Origin of the sequence: Clostridium phoceensis, assembly GCF_001244495.1 — a bacterium.
Lineage (GTDB): Bacteria > Bacillota > Clostridia > Oscillospirales > Oscillospiraceae > Lawsonibacter > Lawsonibacter asaccharolyticus.
In genome coordinates, this window is the sequence record NZ_LN866274.1 from 2,001,540 (window position 1) to 2,020,628 (window position 19,089).

Annotated in this window: 17 protein-coding genes; 10 read left to right on the plus strand and 7 right to left on the minus strand. The window is 58.2% G+C overall.

Going from position 1 to position 19,089, the window contains the following annotated elements; translation table 11 throughout:
- The first annotated feature begins 10 nt into the window (after window positions 1–10).
- The 5 genes from BN1969_RS10335 (at window position 11) to BN1969_RS10355 (ending at window position 5,115) form a co-directional block, all read left to right on the plus strand.
- Window positions 11–1,582, plus strand: a complete 1,572-nt coding sequence (locus BN1969_RS10335; RefSeq protein WP_050624222.1) for a S1 RNA-binding domain-containing protein — start codon at window positions 11–13, stop codon at window positions 1,580–1,582.
- Between the two features lie 107 nt (window positions 1,583–1,689).
- A complete protein-coding gene (locus BN1969_RS10340) occupies window positions 1,690–3,006 on the plus strand; it encodes an ATP-binding protein (protein ID WP_050624223.1) in 1,317 nt (438 codons plus the stop codon).
- 84 nt (window positions 3,007–3,090) lie between these two features.
- A complete protein-coding gene (locus BN1969_RS10345; protein WP_050624224.1) occupies window positions 3,091–3,648 on the plus strand; it encodes a hypothetical protein in 558 nt (185 codons plus the stop codon).
- A gap of 440 nt (window positions 3,649–4,088) precedes the next feature.
- On the plus strand, window positions 4,089–4,553 hold the full coding sequence (locus BN1969_RS10350; RefSeq protein WP_070103375.1) for a zinc-finger-containing protein: 465 nt from the start codon (window positions 4,089–4,091) through the stop codon (window positions 4,551–4,553).
- Between the two features lies 1 nt (window position 4,554).
- On the plus strand, window positions 4,555–5,115 hold the full coding sequence (locus tag BN1969_RS10355) for a sigma-70 family RNA polymerase sigma factor (RefSeq protein ID WP_050624226.1): 561 nt from the start codon (window positions 4,555–4,557) through the stop codon (window positions 5,113–5,115).
- A 367-nt stretch (window positions 5,116–5,482) separates the two neighbouring features.
- Here BN1969_RS10355 and BN1969_RS10360 read toward each other — a convergent pair whose 3' ends face one another.
- On the minus strand, window positions 5,483–6,604 hold the full coding sequence (locus tag BN1969_RS10360) for a YecA family protein (protein WP_050624227.1): 1,122 nt from the start codon (window positions 6,602–6,604) through the stop codon (window positions 5,483–5,485).
- Window positions 6,605–7,239: 635 nt separating this feature from the next.
- On the opposite strand from BN1969_RS10360, the gene BN1969_RS10365 reads away from it, so the two are divergent.
- From BN1969_RS10365 to BN1969_RS10380, 4 genes are all read left to right on the plus strand, one after another.
- Window positions 7,240–7,494: a heavy-metal-associated domain-containing protein gene (locus tag BN1969_RS10365; RefSeq protein ID WP_050624228.1), complete on the plus strand. Its 255-nt coding sequence runs from the start codon at window positions 7,240–7,242 to the stop codon at window positions 7,492–7,494.
- 5 nt (window positions 7,495–7,499) lie between these two features.
- On the plus strand, window positions 7,500–8,402 hold the full coding sequence (locus tag BN1969_RS10370; RefSeq protein ID WP_050624229.1) for a helix-turn-helix transcriptional regulator: 903 nt from the start codon (window positions 7,500–7,502) through the stop codon (window positions 8,400–8,402).
- 170 nt (window positions 8,403–8,572) lie between these two features.
- On the plus strand, window positions 8,573–8,833 hold the full coding sequence (locus tag BN1969_RS10375) for a DUF6110 family protein (protein WP_050624230.1): 261 nt from the start codon (window positions 8,573–8,575) through the stop codon (window positions 8,831–8,833).
- A 61-nt stretch (window positions 8,834–8,894) separates the two neighbouring features.
- Window positions 8,895–10,982 (plus strand): heavy metal translocating P-type ATPase, encoded by a 2,088-nt coding sequence (locus tag BN1969_RS10380; RefSeq protein ID WP_050624231.1) that lies wholly within the window; start codon window positions 8,895–8,897, stop codon window positions 10,980–10,982.
- A gap of 109 nt (window positions 10,983–11,091) precedes the next feature.
- Here the strand turns inward: BN1969_RS10380 and BN1969_RS10385 are convergent, their stop codons facing one another.
- From BN1969_RS10385 to BN1969_RS10410, 6 genes are all read right to left on the minus strand, one after another.
- Window positions 11,092–11,427 carry a cupin domain-containing protein gene (locus BN1969_RS10385; protein ID WP_050624232.1) on the minus strand — a complete coding sequence of 112 codons (336 nt, stop codon included), beginning with the start codon at window positions 11,425–11,427 and terminating at the stop codon, window positions 11,092–11,094.
- Window positions 11,428–11,438: 11 nt separating this feature from the next.
- Window positions 11,439–11,774, minus strand: coding sequence for a cupin domain-containing protein (locus tag BN1969_RS10390; RefSeq protein WP_050624233.1), 336 nt, complete (start codon window positions 11,772–11,774; stop codon window positions 11,439–11,441).
- Window positions 11,775–11,802: 28 nt separating this feature from the next.
- Entirely contained in the window at window positions 11,803–12,543 is a 741-nt protein-coding gene (locus tag BN1969_RS10395; protein WP_050624234.1) for an ABC transporter ATP-binding protein, read from the minus strand.
- Complete coding sequence (locus tag BN1969_RS10400) at window positions 12,537–13,286, minus strand: ABC transporter permease (RefSeq protein WP_050624235.1); 750 nt, start codon at window positions 13,284–13,286, stop codon at window positions 12,537–12,539. The genes BN1969_RS10395 and BN1969_RS10400 overlap by 7 nt, the downstream gene beginning before the upstream one ends.
- On the minus strand, window positions 13,276–14,301 hold the full coding sequence (locus BN1969_RS10405) for an ABC transporter substrate-binding protein (protein ID WP_050624236.1): 1,026 nt from the start codon (window positions 14,299–14,301) through the stop codon (window positions 13,276–13,278). Before BN1969_RS10405 ends, BN1969_RS10400 begins: the two co-directional genes overlap by 11 nt.
- Before the next feature lie 111 nt (window positions 14,302–14,412).
- On the minus strand, window positions 14,413–15,090 hold the full coding sequence (locus BN1969_RS10410) for a Crp/Fnr family transcriptional regulator (RefSeq protein ID WP_050624237.1): 678 nt from the start codon (window positions 15,088–15,090) through the stop codon (window positions 14,413–14,415).
- A 125-nt stretch (window positions 15,091–15,215) separates the two neighbouring features.
- On the opposite strand from BN1969_RS10410, the gene BN1969_RS10415 reads away from it, so the two are divergent.
- Entirely contained in the window at window positions 15,216–19,082 is a 3,867-nt protein-coding gene (locus tag BN1969_RS10415; RefSeq protein ID WP_050624238.1) for an acyl-CoA dehydratase activase, read from the plus strand.
- The last annotated feature ends 7 nt before the right edge of the window (window positions 19,083–19,089 follow it).

The window sequence follows — 19,089 nt, forward strand, 5'->3', positions numbered from 1 at the left end:
ACTCAATACCATGGCAAAAACCAAGAAAGAAATTCAGGAACAGAACTCTGAAGAAAAGCAGGATGGCATTACTGCCGGCCTGACCGATTCGGAATTGTACCCAGATGGGAGCCCGCCTGCGGGCATGATCGATCTGGAACTGGCAAGTGCGACTACATTGGACCCGGATGCCTCCCAGACTGACGAAAATTTGGGCGAAGCTGCGGATGGCCAGGCACCGCATCCCCAGACTGAGAATGATGGGGATGCACCCCAAGATGAATCGCTTCAGCCTGGTGCTGAACCTGGTGAAGGCGACTCTGGTTCCCAGACTGAAACAGAATCCAGTTTGGAACCCGATGACGTTCCCCAGACTGAGCATGATTTTCGAGATGAGTGGCCTCAGCCTGGCGGGCAACCAGGCACCGAACCTGGCGAAGGTGCCTCCGATTCCCAGACCGAGTCTGATTCGGGAGGAGATTGCGATGAGCGGCTTCAGCCTGGTGAAAATGACGATACGCCCCAGACTGACTCGGAATCAGTTCAGGATGCGGAGGCCGGCGCGCCGCCCGCAAGGCGCCGCAGGAGCACCCGCAAGAAGGTATCTGAGGCGGAGCCCAAATCCGATGCTTCTGACGCTGAGGCATCCAATGAGGAGGAAACCAATACAGGGCAGTCCCCAAAACTCCGGATGCCTGGCCGGCGCCGCCAGAGGGTCGTCTCCATTGACGCCGAGCGTACCGTGCAGACAGATACAGACCGGCTGCGCAGCGATCTGCTGGATCTGGTGGAATCCCTTAAAAGTAAGAAGATCCTCACCGGCACAATCCAGGGTGTGGAGCGGCTGGCAGACAACCCGGAGATGTCCTATGCGGTCATCTACCATGGGGACTTCAAAGTGATCATCCCGGTGTTGGAGGCTATTGAGGAGCCGGAGGATTATCGCGGGCAGCCTCGGGGTGATGTACTCCACTATCTGCTCAATAAGAGACTGGGCGCGGAGGTGGACTACATTGTCAAGGGCGTCGATCAGGAAAACAATGTAGTGGCTGCCAGCCGCCTGGAGGCTATGGCACTCAAGCGGCGGGAGTATTATTTCCGTACCGACCGGGACGGCAACTATCAGATTTATGAGGGAATCCGTGCAGAGGCCCGGGTTATCTCCGTTATCCGGGCCGGCATCTTTATTGACCTGTTCGGCGCGGAGTGCTACATCCCGTTGCGGGAACTTTCCTATCAGCGGTGGGTGGATGCCGCGCAGCACTATCAGCCTGGCCAGCGCGTGCTGGTCAAGGTCCTGGAGGTGGACCGCAGCGACCGCAGCCACCCTCGGGTGTCCGCATCGGTAAAGCAGGCGATGGAAAACCCCTACGAAAAGGCCTTGAAGAAATATGTGGTGGGCAACCGCTACGTGGGCACCGTCAGCATGGTGGACCTCAACGGCGTGTTCGTATCCCTGGACGGAGGCGTCGACTGCCTATGTACCTATCCCAAGCGCGGCCGGCCGCCACGGGGCGCCAGGGCGACTGTGCGCATCCTAGGTATCAACCATGAGAACAACCGGATCTGGGGTGTGATCACACATATGTCTACAACTCGATAATGCTTTTGATGTGACAAAAAAAATAAAAATCGAAATTTGTCACATTGATATTATCAACTTTACAATTTAGAAGGGATGTGATAAGATGATGACTGGGAGGTGAGTTCATGGAACTCAGGAACCGTACTCGGTATTTAAAGCAATTGATTTCGTTCCAGGACACAGACCTCATAAAAGTGGTCACCGGTATCCGGCGTTGTGGGAAGTCCAGCCTGCTGGAACTGATGGAAGAGCACCTTAGGGAAAACGGTGTGGCAGCGGAGCAGATCGTCTCTATGAATTTTGAGTCTATGCAGTACGCCGATATGGACAGCAAGGCGCTCTACCAAGCGGTAATGGAGCGGAAACTGGCGGGGAAGAGGCTTTACCTCTTTTTTGATGAGGTTCAAAAGGTCCCCCAATGGCAGAATGCGGTCAACTCCTTTCGGATCGACCTAGACTGCGACATCTATGTAACCGGCTCCAATGCTTTTTTGCTCTCATCCGAGTTGTCCACCTACCTGTCCGGCCGATATGTGGAAGTGAAGATGCTGCCCCTCTCCTTTGCGGAATTCCTTGATTTTCAAGGGTACACAGTGGAGTCATATCAATCTCCCGCAGGCGGCCAACGGAAGCGGGCCATTGACAAACAGGGACAAATGATGGATTTGCGGGAACTGTTTCAGGCATACATCCGCTTCGGCGGGATGCCAGCCATTTCGGAAACCGGGCTTGATCAAAAAAAGGTCCATATGCTGCTGGATGGCATTTACTCTGCTGTGGTAGTGCGGGACATCCTGGAGCGCGGCCGCCGGAAGGAACAGCGGGCCATTACAGACGCACTGCTTTTGCGGAAGATCATCCTCTTTCTGTCCGACAACATTGGGAACAATACCTCGATCCGCTCCATCGGCAACACGCTTGTGACGGAGGGCCTCCTGGAGGAGGGGAACCGTAAGAGCAAGCCAGCCGTGCAGACCATCTCGGCCTATATAGACGCCCTGCTGGAGTCCTATATCTTCTATGAGGTCAAGCGGTTTGACATCAAGGGAAAGGACTATCTGCGGACACTTGGCAAGTATTATATCGTGGATACTGGCCTTCGCAATTACCTGCTGGGCGACCGGGGCGGTGACACCGGCCATCTGCTGGAGAATATCATATATTTGGAACTGTTCCGGCGCGGATACGATGTGGCGATTGGGAAACTGGACGATAAGGAGATCGATTTTATCGCAACCAGCAACGGCCCCAAAAGATATATCCAAGTGACCGAAACCATGAGTGATTCTGAAACACGGAAACGGGAACTGGCGCCTCTGATGGCGGTACAGGACAACTACGAGAAAGTCGTCATTACGATGGATCAGCCGCTGGATACCGACATCAACGGGATTAAGATCGTGAATGCGCTGGATTTCTTGCTGGATGGTGAAACACAGTAGAATTTGGATAGCACTTGGAATCAGGGTGAACGCATGAGGTGCGTTCACCCTGATTCATTTTCTGCGAAGAGGAGATGAACTAAGATGAATAGAACGAGAAAGAAAACGGGACGGGCCTGCCTGTCTCTGTTGGTGATTGTGATGTTGATGTCAGTGTTGTGTCCAGCGGCTTTGGCCGATACCGATGGCACAGAACCACAACTGACACAGCAGCCGGATCAACTGGTTCTGCAGCTTGGAACGCGCTGGGCGGGTGTAGAGTTTGAACTACGCACTGACGCCGGAGTCTTCCCGGCCCCCATTGTTGTAGACAGCAGCGGAGTACTGACTATGGATTTGGGCGGCAGCAAGACCTATACCCTCAGCTGCCTCAATTCCACGGTACCTATCCCAGATCCGCTCACGGGGCAAGGCCAGGCTGTACAGGAGCCGGCCGAGCCATCGCAAGACGCCGTTGCGGATGCGGCGCAGCAGGAAAAAACTGATGCAAACTCAGGCAACGGCATCCCAGTCGGCACGCTGATCCTGTTCCTGACAGGCTTGGCTCTCGCTGGGGCGGGCCTGGCTGCGCTCTACATTGCCAAACGGCGCCAGCAGTCGGTTTGTGATAACTGGGAGGATGGGGACGATGACGAATACTGAGCCCCGAAATGGTCCCAGACTGAGATGGATACTCCCAGACTGAAATGAGTGGAATTTTTGCGAAAATCACTGTGTTTTTTGTAATTTTTATTGACTTTTTGGATGGATTCTGCTATAATTTCAACATAGCAAGATACTGCGTAGAGGCTTTCGATACGCCGGGGCGCCATGGCGTCAGACCTGCTGAAATGGTGCGGGGAATCGTTACGGAGCCGCTGTCCCGCGGCCCCACAACGCGCAGGTCTTGTCAGAAAAGAATGTGGCCGGAAGGCCGCTGAAATACAGTGCAGAGTCAATGGCTGGATGCGACACCACTATTCCAGCGCTTGGCTCTGCATTGTCTTTTTTCAGCGGTCTTCCGGTTTTTTTCGTTTTTCTCGGTTCCGCTCAGGCTGATGCGAGTCTGTCGTATGTCATTACTTCGAGAGGAGGATTTTAGCATGAAGAGAAGATCAAACCGCAGCAAGGACAGTGTACTGCCGGGCAGTGGGCGCCTGCGTTGCCACTGCGGCAGCCCTGCGGTTCTGCGTAGCGCGGAGGGTTTATGCAGGGTACACCAGGAGGGAGCGATGGCCTATGTCTGTTCCAGATATCCGGATTGTGATTCCTTTGTGATGGCGCATGCAAAGACATTGAAGCCGATGGGCAGTTTGGCGGGACCGGAACTGAGGCGGCTACGATATAACGCCCATAAGGAATTCAACCGTCTGTACCAGTCGGGGATCATGAGTAAGCGTGATGCTTATCAGTGGCTGGGCATGATCGTGCAGGCGCCTATGGCCCACGCCCACATTGGGCATCTGGGAGAGTATTACTGTCAGGTGGTCATCCGGGAGAGCAGGAAACTGTATCAGGAACGGATGGAACAGAAGGAGCGGTTAGGAAAGGTATCTGGAGGTGAATGAAATGTTGAAGCCGTTGACGAATGAGCAGCAAATCAAGGTGGAGGAGAATATGGGCTTGGTGGGGAAGGTGATCCAGGACTGTGTGCATACATTGGGCGCGGGCTGCATCTATGACTATGACGACCTGTTCCAGATTGGATGCATTGGCCTATGTAAAGCCGCCCAGACGGACCAGCCAGGGTATAATGTGGCCTTTTCGACCTATGCCTACCGCCTGATCCGCAATGAGATCTATACACAGTTGGAGTACGCAACACGCCGGGGCAGGGAAGTGGCCACCGATCCAGATGAGATGCCGTGTTCGGTACTGGACGATGAGACCACAGAACAGCGGGAGGCAAGCCTCAGTCTCCTTCACTTTTTGAATCGAGCCGAGGCAGACGCCACTGGAGTGACTGCAAAAGGGATGCGGGCCATCCGGCTGCTCGCTGAAGGATACAGCAACCGTGAGATTGGAGAACAGTTTGGCGTACCGGCCAACTATGTTACAGCGTGGGTTGCTAAGGCGAGGAAGGTTCTAAAACAGCAGCGAGACTATGAGTATTCGGGGGCGCTTTCCTGACTTGCACCAAAGGGATGGCACGCTGTTTTAAACTCCGTTCCGGTAGACAAGGGCTGAAGCATGTCCTGCTTTCGGCCGTCTATGCATCAGTTGATGAACGTGCTGCGAGCATAGAGAAACGAGCCCGCGGGAGCAATGCTTCCGCGGGCCCGTTTTTGCTTGTCTGGTACGAATGATTAGCCAGCTGGGGCGTCTGAATTGCCTCCTTCTGTAGGCAGCCACAGAGAACTGTATGGAATTAGAGCCCGACTACTCTTTGCGAAGACGATGCGCTCCTTCTTTGACAACGAGGGCCAGCATACCTGCAGGATCATATAGTCTATGATGACATCTGCTGCTGGGATTCCTCGTTTCATGCTGCAATAGACTATCTGCCGCAGCACTTTTTGTATTTCTTTCCACTCCCACAGGGACAGAGATCGTTACGCCCGACCTTTACTGTTTTGGATGGCAGTTTATTGAGGCGTGGCCGCTCGTACAGCTCGAAGATTTCGTTCGGAGTTCTCCCATTGTTTGACCAGAGCCGTGTGCTGTTCGCCATTTCCGACAGAATATCCAGAACGATTTGCAGGTCTTTCCGGGAAATAAATATCTTGCAGTCACGGAGAATATTCAGATACTCAACAGGGCGTACCTCCAGAAGCATGGCGAAGTGGAGTTCCGACATGACCGCATTCACATCCTCGTGGCTCAATCCCATATCACGCCGGAGGTATTGCTCCATCAGCAGTGTGGCGGCGGTTTCCTCATAGTAGTCGATATCTGCATACTTGAGGAACTCGGACTTCGGGGGAATGTATCGCGGCTTGCTTCCAATCCTGGTCAAAAGGTCCGCAACATCACGGAATTCATTTTCCTCGAAGCCGTGATGGACTAAGTATTCCTCCCATAGCACATAACCGCACATTGAGGAGATGTGCCGGAGCAGGGTGGGGAAAAGTTCCGCCTCCGCGAGTTTCTTACTGTTCTGGCTGTTGAAAATGGTGATCAGGTCATCCTGGCGGATCACGCCATACAGATTAACCGCCGCCATGGCGTAGGAATGGATCAGGTTGTCGCGTTTCTTGCGTGCCAGGAAACTGGCGGTAGCCAATTCCTGGTAGATTGCACGCACATCCTTCGGTACAACGTAAAATTGACGATTCTCATGCTGAAAGGCCTGAAGATATCCCAGGAAGGGTAGAATGCCTTCCATCCCCTGTGCAGCCGTTTTTAGTGGGTAGGCATCGGCTGCCGCGCATTTTTGAAAAAGTATCCACTCTGGTTCTTCTAAGCCGTACAGGACCGCTTCTAACCGCTCGGGCCGCAGTAAGTCGTTGCGGATTACGCCGATCAATTCATTTTTTCGCAATTTAGAGGTACCATTTAAATGGAGATTTGCCGCGAGGCGGCGCAATTGGGGGATAGTTTTCCTCGCCAGACAGTTCTGCAGATCCGTGAATGGTGCGGCCGCCTCCATAACATCATGGCTGAGTCCTTTCTGTGCCAAGTCAATTCCCCCTTTTCAAGCATCATATCATGTTTTTGAGGTCACGGCAACTGCAAACCGGGCTGTGAAGATCGGATAAAGTTGCACTTTTGGTGGCAAATGATAGATCCCACTGTCAAGAGCTTTCCAAGATGCATTGATCTAGTTGGATTTCCTTTTTGAGTGGCAGATGATATACCCGACCATTCAGAAGACCATAGAAGCAGAATGAGTGAACCCACATATAGGCCCGCCAAGGCTATGAGGGGTTATTTGATAAAGAGAGTTAGATTTCTCTTAATTGGTCATCGCCACCAAGTGGATTGCACGGAAGCCCCAAGCATCTGTGCCCTCAACCTCTTTTCGGAGCCGTGGGAGCGGTATCATGTGAAAAGAGAATATCCATCGACTGTGACAGGCGGACTCCTTGACAAAAATATCGTACCGTATGGATATTTTCTACGTGACACAATACTCTTTTTTTCAAGGGACTTGCAGGGCATTAAAATTTGTGGTATCATTAGTTAGTAAATGCTAACTATTGAATGCCAGGGGTAGGAGTGCAGATAAGCAAAAGTATCTGGCAAACTGCGGTTCTGGTATTTTATTTGTACTGAATAGTTAGCAAAAACTAACAAGATGAGAGGGAAACTGTAATGCTCCAATACACCATCGCAGTGGAAGGAATGGCCTGTTCCATGTGCGAAGCTCATGTCAACGACGCAGTCCGCAAGGCATTTCCCATTAAAAAGGTCACTTCGTCCCACAGCAAAGGGCAGACGCAGATCCTGTGTGAGAACAGATTAGATGAGGACGCCCTGCGCAGTGCGATCTCCGCCACAGGCTATCAGGTCCTTTCCATCCAGTCGGCCCCCTATGAGAAGAAGGGCCTCTTCTCCTTCCGAAAGTAAGCGCCATGCTGGATGCACTTTTATCCTGGGACGGCTGGACCGTCACCCAGTTGCCCGCGGAGCAGGCGGCTATCTTCCGACTGGAGGGAGCACCCCCCTCGGAAGAGTTCCCGTTTATCCAGGAGTCGGAGGCTCTGGAGATCCTATTTTGCCGCAAAGGCGGGCTTATTTTGGAATGGGCCGGCCACCGGCGTCTTAGCCTCAGCGCCGATCAGGTATTGTTTCTCCCAGTCCGTACAGAAGCGTATCGGGGCCAGTTTGCTTCGGAGTCATTCTATGGTACCCTTGTTCGGATGGAAGCGAAAGCCGCGTGGTCGGCCCTGCGTGCTATGCACTCCGACTTGGGAGAGTCCATCTCCCGTGCCTGGAATGATCCTTGTATGCTGAAGGCAGCACTCTGGAGCGAAGCTCTGTTTTCTGCCCTGGACTATATGCAGCCGGGACATATCGGAGATTACTATGTCATCAAGGCGCTGGAGGCTTTGTTCCTGCTCCATGCACAGCGAGAGGGGCTGGCCTTACCTCCGCAGTGTGATTACCATACACATAGTCAGATTGAAACCATACGCGAGATTCAGAAATACTTGGTGGGGCACCTGGATGAGCGACTGACGATTCAGATGCTGTCCCAACAGTTTCGAATCTCCGGCACAGCGTTGAAGTCCTGTTTCCGTCAGGTGTATGGAGTCCCGATTCACCAGTATCTCCTGGAACAGCGCATGGCCCAGGCCGCGGAACTCCTCACTACTACGACCCAGAGCGTGCTCCAGATCTCTACAGCAGTAGGATATTCCAGCGTCAGCCAGTTCGGCATCGCGTTCAAGCAGCGCTACCATATGTCTCCCTCCCAATTTCGACGGAATGCAAATAAAAATCCATTTGCAACGGTTTTCGTCCGAAACGGATAGAAAAGTCTAAGATTCGTATGTTATTATGTGTGCTCAAATAAGGTGCCATGTCTGGCGAGGGAGGGACTATCCAATGAAACACCACCGTTTCTGGGCTTGGGGCGCTGTCGTCTGCATGGTCATGGCCATCATTACCGGATACCGGCACCGCTGAATGCGAGGTGAGCAATATGAATATCTATAAGGGAGTAGGTCTGTTCGCCAGCGGCGTGCTGTTCGGCTCTGCTGGCTTCAAGCTGCTGTCCAGCAAGGACGCGAAGAAAGCCTATACACACGCCACTGCCGCGGCTCTGCGGGTAAAGGAGTCCGTGATGGAGACGGTCACCTCTGTCCAGGAAAATGCCGCTGATATCTTGGCCTCCGCCAAGGAAATCAATGAGCAGCGTGCGAAGGCGGAGGAGGCTGCCAGCGTAGAGTGTTCTGAAGCGTAATGCGTAAGAAACGAGGGAGGGGCCGCCGGGAGGCGGTCCCTCTCGTTCTGTGGAGGCAATCATGAAATTTCAAATTAAACACGAATGCCGCGGACGAATCCGCGTTCAGGCCATGCAGCAGCGCATGACGCTGGAACAGGCCGACATGCTGGAGGCATGGCTGCTGACTCTGCCGCAGGTGGAGCGGGCGTCTGTCCATGAGCGGACCCGCTGCGCGGTGATTGAGTATCAGGGAGATCGGCAGGATTTACTGAGGGCCCTCGCCGGTTTCTCTTATCAGAATCATGCGCTGGCGGAATTGGTCCCGCTCCACAGCAGCCGGGCGCTCAATCGTGCCTATGAGGAAAAGCTGGTGGGTATGGTCGCGTTTAAGGCAGTCCGCTCCCTGTTTTTTCCGGCACCGCTGCGGACAGCCTACGCTGTTGTGAAAGCTGTTCCATACCTGTTCCGAGCACTCCGGTGTCTGTTGCGAAGACAGCTCCATGTAGAATTGCTGGACGGGATTTCTATCTGTTTGTCCATGGCGCGGCGGGACTTCGACACAGCCAGTTCTGTGATGTTCCTGCTACGGCTTGGCGAGTTGCTGGAGGAGTGGACCCACAAAAAGTCTGTGGAAAACCTAGCTCGGAGTATGTCTCTGAACATCGACCGGGTCTGGATGAAAACCGAAAACGGAGAGGAACTGCTCCCGCTCCATCAGGTGCAGGCCGGGGATCAGGTAGTTGTCCGCATGGGCGGCATGATCCCACTAGACGGCACCATCGTGGAGGGCGAGGTCATGGTCAATCAGGCGTCCCTCACCGGAGAATCCATTCCTGTCCCCAAACGGCCCGGGAGTAGCGTCTATGCCGGCACGGTGGTGGAGGAGGGCGAATGCGTCCTCACGGTCACCCAGCAGTCCGGCGAGGGCCGCTATGACAAGATCGTAGCCATGATCGAGGAGTCGGAGCAGCTCAAGTCCGCGGCGGAGAATCACGCGGCACATCTGGCCGACCAGTTGGTGCCTTACACGCTGGCAGGGAGCGCACTGGTCTATCTGCTCACCCGCAATGTCACCCGTGCTCTGTCTGTGCTGATGGTGGACTTCTCCTGCGCTTTGAAACTGTCCATGCCTCTGGCGGTTCTCTCCGCCATGAGCGAGGCCAGCCGCTTCCATGTGACCGTGAAGGGCGGAAAGTACCTGGAGGCCGTGGCCCAGGCGGACACCATCGTCTTTGACAAGACTGGCACCTTGACCCACGCCAGCCCCGTGGTGGCCCAGGTGATCCCCTTTGGTGGGAACAAGGAGCCGGAAATGCTCCGTCTGGCCGCGTGCCTGGAGGAACACTTCCCACACTCCATGGCCAACGCCGTGGTCCAGGCCGCCCGGGAGCGGGGGCTTGCCCACGAGGAGATGCACTCCCAGGTGGAGTACCTGGTGGCCCACGGCATCGCCAGCACGGTAGACGGCAGGCGGGTCATCATTGGCAGTGCCCACTTCGTCTTTGAGGATGAGGGCTGCACTGTCCCGCCGGGAGAGCAGGACGCCTTCGACGCCCTGCCTAAGCAGTACAGCCACCTGTATCTGGCGGTCGGCGGCGTACTGGCCGCAGTTATCTGTATCTCTGACCCCTTGCGCGTCGAGGCGGTGGACGCGGTAGCTGCCCTCCACGACCTGGGGGTGGGCAAGATCGTCATGCTCACTGGCGACAGTGAGCGCACTGCGGCAGCCATCGCCGCCCAGGTGAGAGTGGACGAGTACCGGGCTGAGGTGCTGCCGGAGGACAAGGCCCGTTTTGTGCAGGCCGAGCGCGCACAGGGCCGCACGGTGGTCATGATCGGCGATGGAATCAACGACTCCCCGGCTCTGTCCGCTGCCAATGTGGGCATCGCAATCAGCGATGGCGCCGCCATCGCCCGGGAGATCGCGGACATCACCATCGCGGCAAACGACCTGTTCGAACTGGTGCAGCTGCGGCGGCTGTCCGTGGCCCTGATGAACCGCATCCAGTCTAACTACCGCTTTGTCATCGGCTTCAATGGCGGACTCATCGCCTTGGGAGCCCTGGGCATCCTAGCGCCAGCCACCTCTGCCACGCTCCACAACCTGTCCACTCTGGGCATCAGCCTGCGCAGCATGACCAATCTGTTGCCGCCAGCAAAAGCATGAACACAGCCCCATCTGACCTTGTTCATACGGTCAGACGGGGCTGTGTTTTATGCTGTGATTTGTCATGTCCCCACCTGGGTCTGTCCACAGAGCATTGGATGGGAAAGGGTCACTCCTTCGCAACCACCAGGTACATTTTGAATGGGGTCACGGCCTGGACCGCGTGGGGGATGCCGGCCGGCATGATGACGGCCTCCCCGGCGTTCAGCGTGTGCGGGACACCGTCAATGGTGATCTGAGCGGTGCCCTCCAGGATGGTGGCCATGGCGTCCCCGGGGGCGGCGTGGGTACTGATGGCCTCGCCCGCATCAAAGGCGAACAGCGTCATCCCCACACCAGGCCGCTGGGCCAGGGTCAGGCTGACAACTTTGCCGGGCTCGTACCCGACCTGATCCTTCAGGGGAAAGGGCTGGGCATGTGGCAGGTTTTTGATCAACGGTTCCATACAGATCCTCCTCAGTTTGATTGGATGGTAATTTGCAGCAGTTTGAAGGGGCCGTTCCCGCCAATAGCGTGGGTGGTCTGCGCTGGCACAGCCAGACAATCCCCTGCGCCCAGACGGACCTCGTGCCCCTCCAGGCGCAGAGGCATATCACCCTCCAGCACATAATAGACCGTGTCTCCGAAGTAGCGCTCCTCACTGATACTCTCTCCGTCCCCAAAAGCCAGCAGCGTCATTTGGCAGTGCTCGCTGCGGGAAAGGGCCATGCTCACCACGCGCCCCGGCTGGATGGAGATGAGTTCGCTCAGAGCCGCCGGCTGCTGAACCGGCAGATTGCGGAGAATGTCCATTTCCGAGCCTCCTTCCGTGTCTTAAAAGTTAGTATATCACCTTTTCTTGTGGGCCGCCATTGCCGTGGCAACCAGACTGGTTATAACCAGTGATTCGCCGGATGATCTCTTGGCGCAGCCGGGCCAGCTCAGGGGCGGAGGCGTCCCGCCCCTCCGGGCCGGGGAGGTCAAACCACTGGCAGATTGCAGTGGGGCGCGGAGCGAGCACGGCGATGCGGGTCGCCACAGTGAGCGCTTCGTCGATCTCATGTGTGACAAAAAGCACCCCGGGCCGCTCCCGCTGCCAGATGGATAACAGCATGGACAGCATCTCCATGCGGATTCCGTAGTCCAGCCCCTGAAATGGCTCGTCCATCAGGAAAATCTCACCGCCGAAGTGGAATGCCCGGGCCAGGGCGCACCGGCGGGCCATGCCGCCGGAGAGTTGGCCGGGATAATAGCGTTCAAACCCCTCCAGCCCCACAGCGGTGATGAGGGAGCGCACTTCCTCGGCGGGCGCTTCCTCCCGCACCAGCCGGATGTTTTCCTCCACCGTGCGCCAGGGCAGCAGCCGGGCGCTCTGAAACATATAGCTCAGCCTGCCATCCGCACCCTCCACCGTACCGGCATCCGGCGCCGTCAGGCCGGAAATGATGTTCAGCAGCGTGGTTTTCCCGCAGCCGGAGGGGCCGATCAAGGCGACAATCTCGCCCCGGGACAGGGTGAGGGACAGGTTTAAGAGTACGGGCAGATCCTCAAAGCGCTTGCAGAGCCCGCTCAGTCTCAGCATGGGGCTCCCCCTCTCCTGGACAGAAGCAGGCACACCAGCTTCTGCGTAATAAAGCATCCTGTCACCAGCAGGAATGCCCACGCGATGATCGCGTCGGGCTGGATATTCAGCCTCGCGGTGGTGATGGCGCCGCCGATCCCACTGTTCGTGGTGAGGACCTCTCCCATCACCGCCAGTTTCCACCCGCCGCCCATGACGATTTCCAGTGCGGAGAAGAAATAAGGGCGGATGGAGGGCAGCATCACATGGAGCAGGATCTTCCTGCGGGAAAAGCGATAGAGCCTCGCCATCTCCAAAAGCTCCGGGTCTACGCTCCGCACGCCATGGCTCAGGTTGATCACCACCGTTGGAATGGTGGATGTCGCCACAATGAATACACAGGGCCAGCCATTGAACCCAAACCATACCAGGGCCAGCACGACCCAGCATACCGGAGGTACCGACTGGAGCACATGGATGAACGGCATCCCCACATCTTCCAGTTTGGGGCACAGCCCGAACAACAGTCCCAGCACCGTGCCCACCGCAACCCCGATTCCCAGGCCAAGCGCCAGACGCAGCAGAGTAGTGCCGATGGTGGGCCAGAAATCCGGCTCCCGGAACAGTCCTGCCAGCGTACCCATCACCTGTGGGACAGAAGGGAGCACCAGAGGGGAGAAACAGAGCGAGGCCAGCTGCCAGATACCCAGCAGCAGGCCCACGCCCAGGGCGCGGCGGAGCCAGAGGGCCGCCTTACCCCGCATAGTATAACCCGTCGTCGGGGAGTTTTCCGCCGATCATCGAGGGGTCAAAGTCGTTGAGCAGATTATAGAATGTATCCAGTTCTCCCCGGGCGTCCTGAGCGCTTTTGAAGGTCAGGCCCATATTGGGGATCGCGGCCTCCACCATGGCGGCCTTCATGCCCAGGTGCTCCTCGGCCAGAGCGGCGGCCTCGGCGGGGTGGTCCAGCACCCACTGGACGCTCTCAGCGTAGGCGGCCTGGAATTGCTCTGTCAACTCCGGATTTTCGTCGATGAAACTCTGGGTGGTGCCGAAGCCGGCGTTGGGAATCATGGTGTCGGTGCCGGTGACCCGCTGCCACTCCTCTTCAAAGCTGAGCGCCCGGCGTACTTCACTGTTCTGGTTCATCGCGGATGTGACCTGCGGCTCGATCAGGGTGGCATATTCCGCCTCACCGGAGGCCAGCAGGGCGGCCACCTCTGCGGTGCTGGCGTAGATGATCTCCACATCCTCGCCCACCGTCAGCCCGGCTTCATTCAGGAAATACTGGGTCAGAGCGTCCGGAGGAGAGGACTGGAGGGGGACATAGACGGTCTTGCCGGCCAGATCGGCCCAGGTTTCAAACGCAGGGTCCGTGGTCATGAAATAGGTGACGCCCCAGGTATTCACATTCATCAGGCGCACATCCAGGCCCTTGTTGTAGAGTGTGGAAACCACAGTGAGCGGGAAAGCGTACAGGTCGTGCTCCCCGCCCTGGACCATGGCCAGCAGCTCCTCGGGGGAGTTCCACACATTCAGGTCGATAGTCACATTCTCTCCCAGCAGTCCGGCCTCCATCATGTGCAGGACGGGAAGGGCCGGGGGCGCGGTAGGCACACCCACTGAGATGGTCACCGGCTCGGCGGCCTGCGTGGAACTGGCCGGCGGGGATGTGGGGGATGCGGAGGGATTTTCGGCCGGACCATTTCCGGTGGAGCAGCCAGCCAGGGCAAACAGCAGCATCGCGGATGCTGCCAGGGATGCAAGAGCGCGTTTCATGTGCGACTCTCCTTTCAAGAATTTTTGGTTAGCAGTAACTAACCTGTTGCAGCGATATGATAGCACCCGCAAAAAAGCCTGTCCGTTGCCATGGCAACGGGCAGGCAAAATTTATACGCTGAGAAAGCTCTGATCCAGAATACGCACCTGTTGGCCCTGAAAGGCGAGAATTCCCTCTTTCTGCATACGCCCCAGTTCCCGGGAGAGGGCGCTGCGGTCTACACACAGATAGTCGGCCAGTTCACCCCGCCCCATGTCCAGATGGAGTTCGCCGCCGGGCTTGGCGGGGAGCATCTGGAGATAGAGCTTGATCCGGTTTCGGAGCCGGTTCTGGGCCAAGATCCGCATTTTCTGATTGAGAAAAAGGGCGCCCCGCCCCATTTCACGGAGCAGGTTGGCGGTGACCTGGGCTTTGTGCGGACAGGCGCATTCCTGCTGAAGAAGCAGCGGGTCAAAATCCAGATAGAGCACCTGCACATCAGTCAGCGCGTCGATCTGGATGGGACTGTCCTCCGCCATGGAGCACACCAGAGTCTCCCCAAATACCTGCCCCCGCCCCAGCCGTTCGATGGTGACCAGATTGCCGTCCTCACTATACAGGGAGATCCGCAGCGTCCCATCCATCACAACGCCGGGCCGCTTCTGGCACTCGCCGATCTGGAGGAGGATGGCATCCTTACGAAACGATTTGGGTTCTCCCCGAAGGCAGGCCAGTACATTTTGATATTTCTCTTCCGGGATGCCGTCAAACAGGCGGCACTGACGCATCACCGTAGTAATCGGGTCCATGAGATACCTCCATGTTGCCGTGGCAATCGACAACTGCGCTGTAAACTGCTATGGTTAGTAAATGCTAACCGCATTATAGCGCTTTGTCTGGCAAATGTCAACGAGCGCGGAATGGGAGGATGACGATGAACGGAATCGGATTGGATTGTGGAAACGCCACATTGAAACTCGTCCTGCTTTCTCCAGAGGGAAAGTTCCTTTGGGAAAAAACGGCTTCCCACTATGGAGCGGTGGTTCAGAGCGCCCGCCGTCTGCTGGGGGAGCTTTTAGCCGCGGACCCGGGGGCCTGCGGCTGCCCGGTGGTCATCACCGGAAACGCGGGCGACCGGCTGAAAGCGGGGTGCAATGCCCTGGCCGTGCTGGGGGAGATCCCAGCCATCCACCTCGGCGTTCGGCTGTTGGCCCCGGAAGCCCGCTCCGCCATTGAGATCGGCAGCCAGAGCGCCCGCTTCCTCACCGGCTTGGATCAGAACACCCCGCCCCGGTTTGCGGTAAATGAACACTGCGCCGGAGGTACCGGCTCCTTTTTTGAGGATCAGATGTCCCGGCTGGGACTAAAACTGGAGGATTACTCCCGCCTGGTGGGGCAGGCCCGCTCCATCCCCAGGCTCTCCGGCCGCTGCGCGGTCTTCGCCAAAACGGACATCATCCACCGGCAGCAGGAGGGGGTGCCCACACCGGACATCCTCCTGGGCCTTTGCTACGCCATGGTGCGCAACTACAAGGCGGTGATCGTCCGGGGGCTTCCCGTGGAAAAGCCTGTGGCCCTGTGCGGCGGCATCGGGCATAATCAGGGTGTGATCCAGGCTGTGCGGGAGGTCTTCGGATTGACGGAAGCAGAGCTGATCCTACCGGAGAAATTCCCTTACGCCGGCGCCGTTGGAGCCGCGGAGGCAGCCATGGAGACCGCCACCTGCTCTATGGGGGAACTGCTGGCCAGTTTATGCGGCGGAGCGCTGGAAGGTGGGGACCATCTGTGCCGTCAGCCGGCGCTGCGTGTGCTTCCCGGTACACTTCCGTCTGTCCCCGCGGCCACCGCTACCATCCCGCCGGATGGGTGCGTCCTGGGGATTGATGTGGGCTCCACCAGCACGGATCTGGTGCTCACCGGCCGGGACGGCACGCTGATCGACTACCAGTATCTCCGCACAGCTGGGGACCCGGAGGGGGCGGTGCGCCGGGGCCTGGACGCCATCCATGAACGCTTTGGGCCAGTGTCCTTCCTGGCAGTGGGCGTCACTGGCTCCGGCCGGGAGCGCATCGGCCGTCTTATCGGGGCGGACGCCGTGCGGGATGAGATCACCGCCCAGGCCCGGGCGGCTGTCCACTGGTCGCCGGATGTGGATACAGTCTTTGAGATTGGAGGGCAGGATTCTAAGTACATCTCCCTCCGGGGCGGACAGGTGGCTGACTTCCAGATGAACAAGATCTGTGCCGCCGGGACCGGCTCCTTTGTAGAAGAGCAAGCAGCGCGTATGGGCATCCCATTGGCGGAGTTCGGCCCTCTGGCGCTCAGTGCGCCCGGTGCGGTGGAGTTGGGAGAGCGGTGTACGGTGTTTATCGAGACAGCCATCCAGTCCGCACTTTCCCGGGGCGCCTCCCAGGCGGAGGTGGCGGCTGGCCTGTGCCGGTCCATTGTCCGCAACTACCTCCACAAGGTCGTTGGGGCCAAGCCTGTCGGGAGCCGCGTGGTGCTTCAGGGCGGCGTCGCCTACAATCCCGGGATTGTGGCTGCGTTTCAGCAGGAGCTGGGGGAGCGGCTCACGGTTTCGCCCTGCTTCCCCATCAGCGGCGCCTATGGAGCGGCCCTGCTGGCGCTGGAGTCGGTCCGCGGCCCGTCCTGCTTCCACGGATTTGACACAGCGACCGGGGCGGAACACGCCGCCGGCCCAGGGGTGGCGGAGAACATCGCCTTCTACCAGCGGGCGGGGGCGCTGCTGCTGGAGGGGTATGACCCCATCCGGGTCCCAGGGAAAAAGACGGTGGGCGTCCCCTATGCACTGGTGATCCACAAATTCTTCCCCATGGCAAATGCGTTTTTCCGGAACTTGGGATTCAATGTCCTGCTCTCCCCGCCCACGAATGAGGAGATCATCCGGCTGGCCCAGCAGACTGCCCAGGCGGAAACCTGTTACCCGGTGAAGCTACTCCACGGCCACATGGCATGGCTGGCGGAACAGGGCGTGGACTATATCTTCATGCCCTCTGTTCACACCATGAGGCACGAGTCCTCCCATGTGGAGCACAATTATGGCTGCGTCTATATGCAGACTGCGCCCCGGCTGGCGGCCAATGCCCTGGATCTGGAGCGGCGGGGGATCGCCCTGCTCAACCCGGTGTTTGACCTGGACTTCGGGCAGGAGGCCATGGCCTCCGCCATGCTGGGCGTTGGGAAGCAGCTGGGAATACCAAAGCCGCGCTGCCTGCCCGCCCTGCTGTCCGGGGCCAAGGCGGTGCGGCGGCATACCGCGGCAGTGGAGAAGCAGGGGCGGGAACTGCTGGCATCCCTCAGGCCGGACGATAAGGTGCTGGTGCTCATTACCCGGAACTACGGCCTTTCCGACCCGGTGCTCAACATGGGAATCCCCCGACTGCTGCTGGAGCGTGGGCATAAGGTCATCACCCTGTCCCACCTGCCCGCCCACGACCTGGATCTGTCGGAGGACTACCCCAATCTGTACTGGCCCTTTGGCCAGCACATCCTGTCCGGGGCCAAGCTCGTGGCCCACCATCCAAACCTGTATGCCGTCTACCTGACCAATCACGGCTGCGGCCCGGACACCATGCTCTCCTATCTGTTTCGGAAGGAGATGGGGGACAAGCCCTATCTGCAGATCGAAGTGGACGAGCATTTCTCTCCCGTGGGCGTGATTACACGGATCGAGGCGTTCCTCCAGAGCCTGGAGGGCCGCCCTGCCCAGCCGCTTCCGGCGGGCTTTTCCCTCGCCGCCGTAGTGCGCCGCCCTACTGCGGTGGCTGCCGTGCCGGAGAGAACCGGAGGGCCGTTGCTCGTGCCTGACCTTCCGCCGTTTACCACTTATCTCCGCGCATATTGTGAGGCGGCCTGGAAAACGGAGACGCGCACCCTGCGGCTCGACAGTACCACCCTGCCGCTGGGGAGGGCGGAAACCAGCTCCAAGGAGTATTTACCGTTCCCGGCCCTGCTGGGCGGCGTCCTGACGGCGGCGGAAGCGGAGAGCGGCCCGTTTCAGGTGCTTCTCCCCTCCACCCAGGGCGCGGAGGCAGACGGACAATACCCCTGGGGCGTGGAAACGGTATTGGAACGCCGGGAGCTTTGCCGCGTGAAGGTCATCGCGCCAGAGCTGGAGACGCTTCCAGAGCACTGCCCGGAGCCGGATCAGCTGTTCCGGGCACTCCTCACCGGAGATCTCCTGCTGTGCGCTCCGCCGGAACAGCGGGACGCACTGGCCCCGGCGGGCGTGCCGGGCTGGGCGGAGTTGGAAGCCCTCGCGGCGCACATCGGCGCCATTCCGCCAGAGGGACGGCCGCTGGGGATCGTGGGCGAGCCGTTCACCCTCTTCAACCTTCATGACGGCGTCCCCGATACGCTGGAACAGGAGGGCTGGCGGCTGCTCCGGGCGCCGCTGAGCGAATATCTGTGGCTTCTCTGGCGGGATGCGGGAAGCCAGACTTGCCGGGAGTGGGCGGGCCGCATAGAAGCACTCGGCCGTCTGCTGGGCCCCCGCAGCAGTTTTTCCCCTGAACTGGAGTCTCTGCGCTCCTCCGCAGACCGCCTTCTGCCCGGATTTGCCGGAGCCAATGGCCGGTACCGGCTGGCCAAGGGGGTGGAGCTGGGCGGACGGTGCGCCGGGGTGCTGACCATGGCACCCAGGTATGAAAATACCGCCACGATCCTGGAGATGACCGGTGTGCTGGACAGTGTACCGCACTTCCATCTGGCCATGGATTACGACTGGGATGAGAACGCATGGTCCAGGCTCAAATCTTTCCTCTACTATCTGAGCAAATAGAAAAACC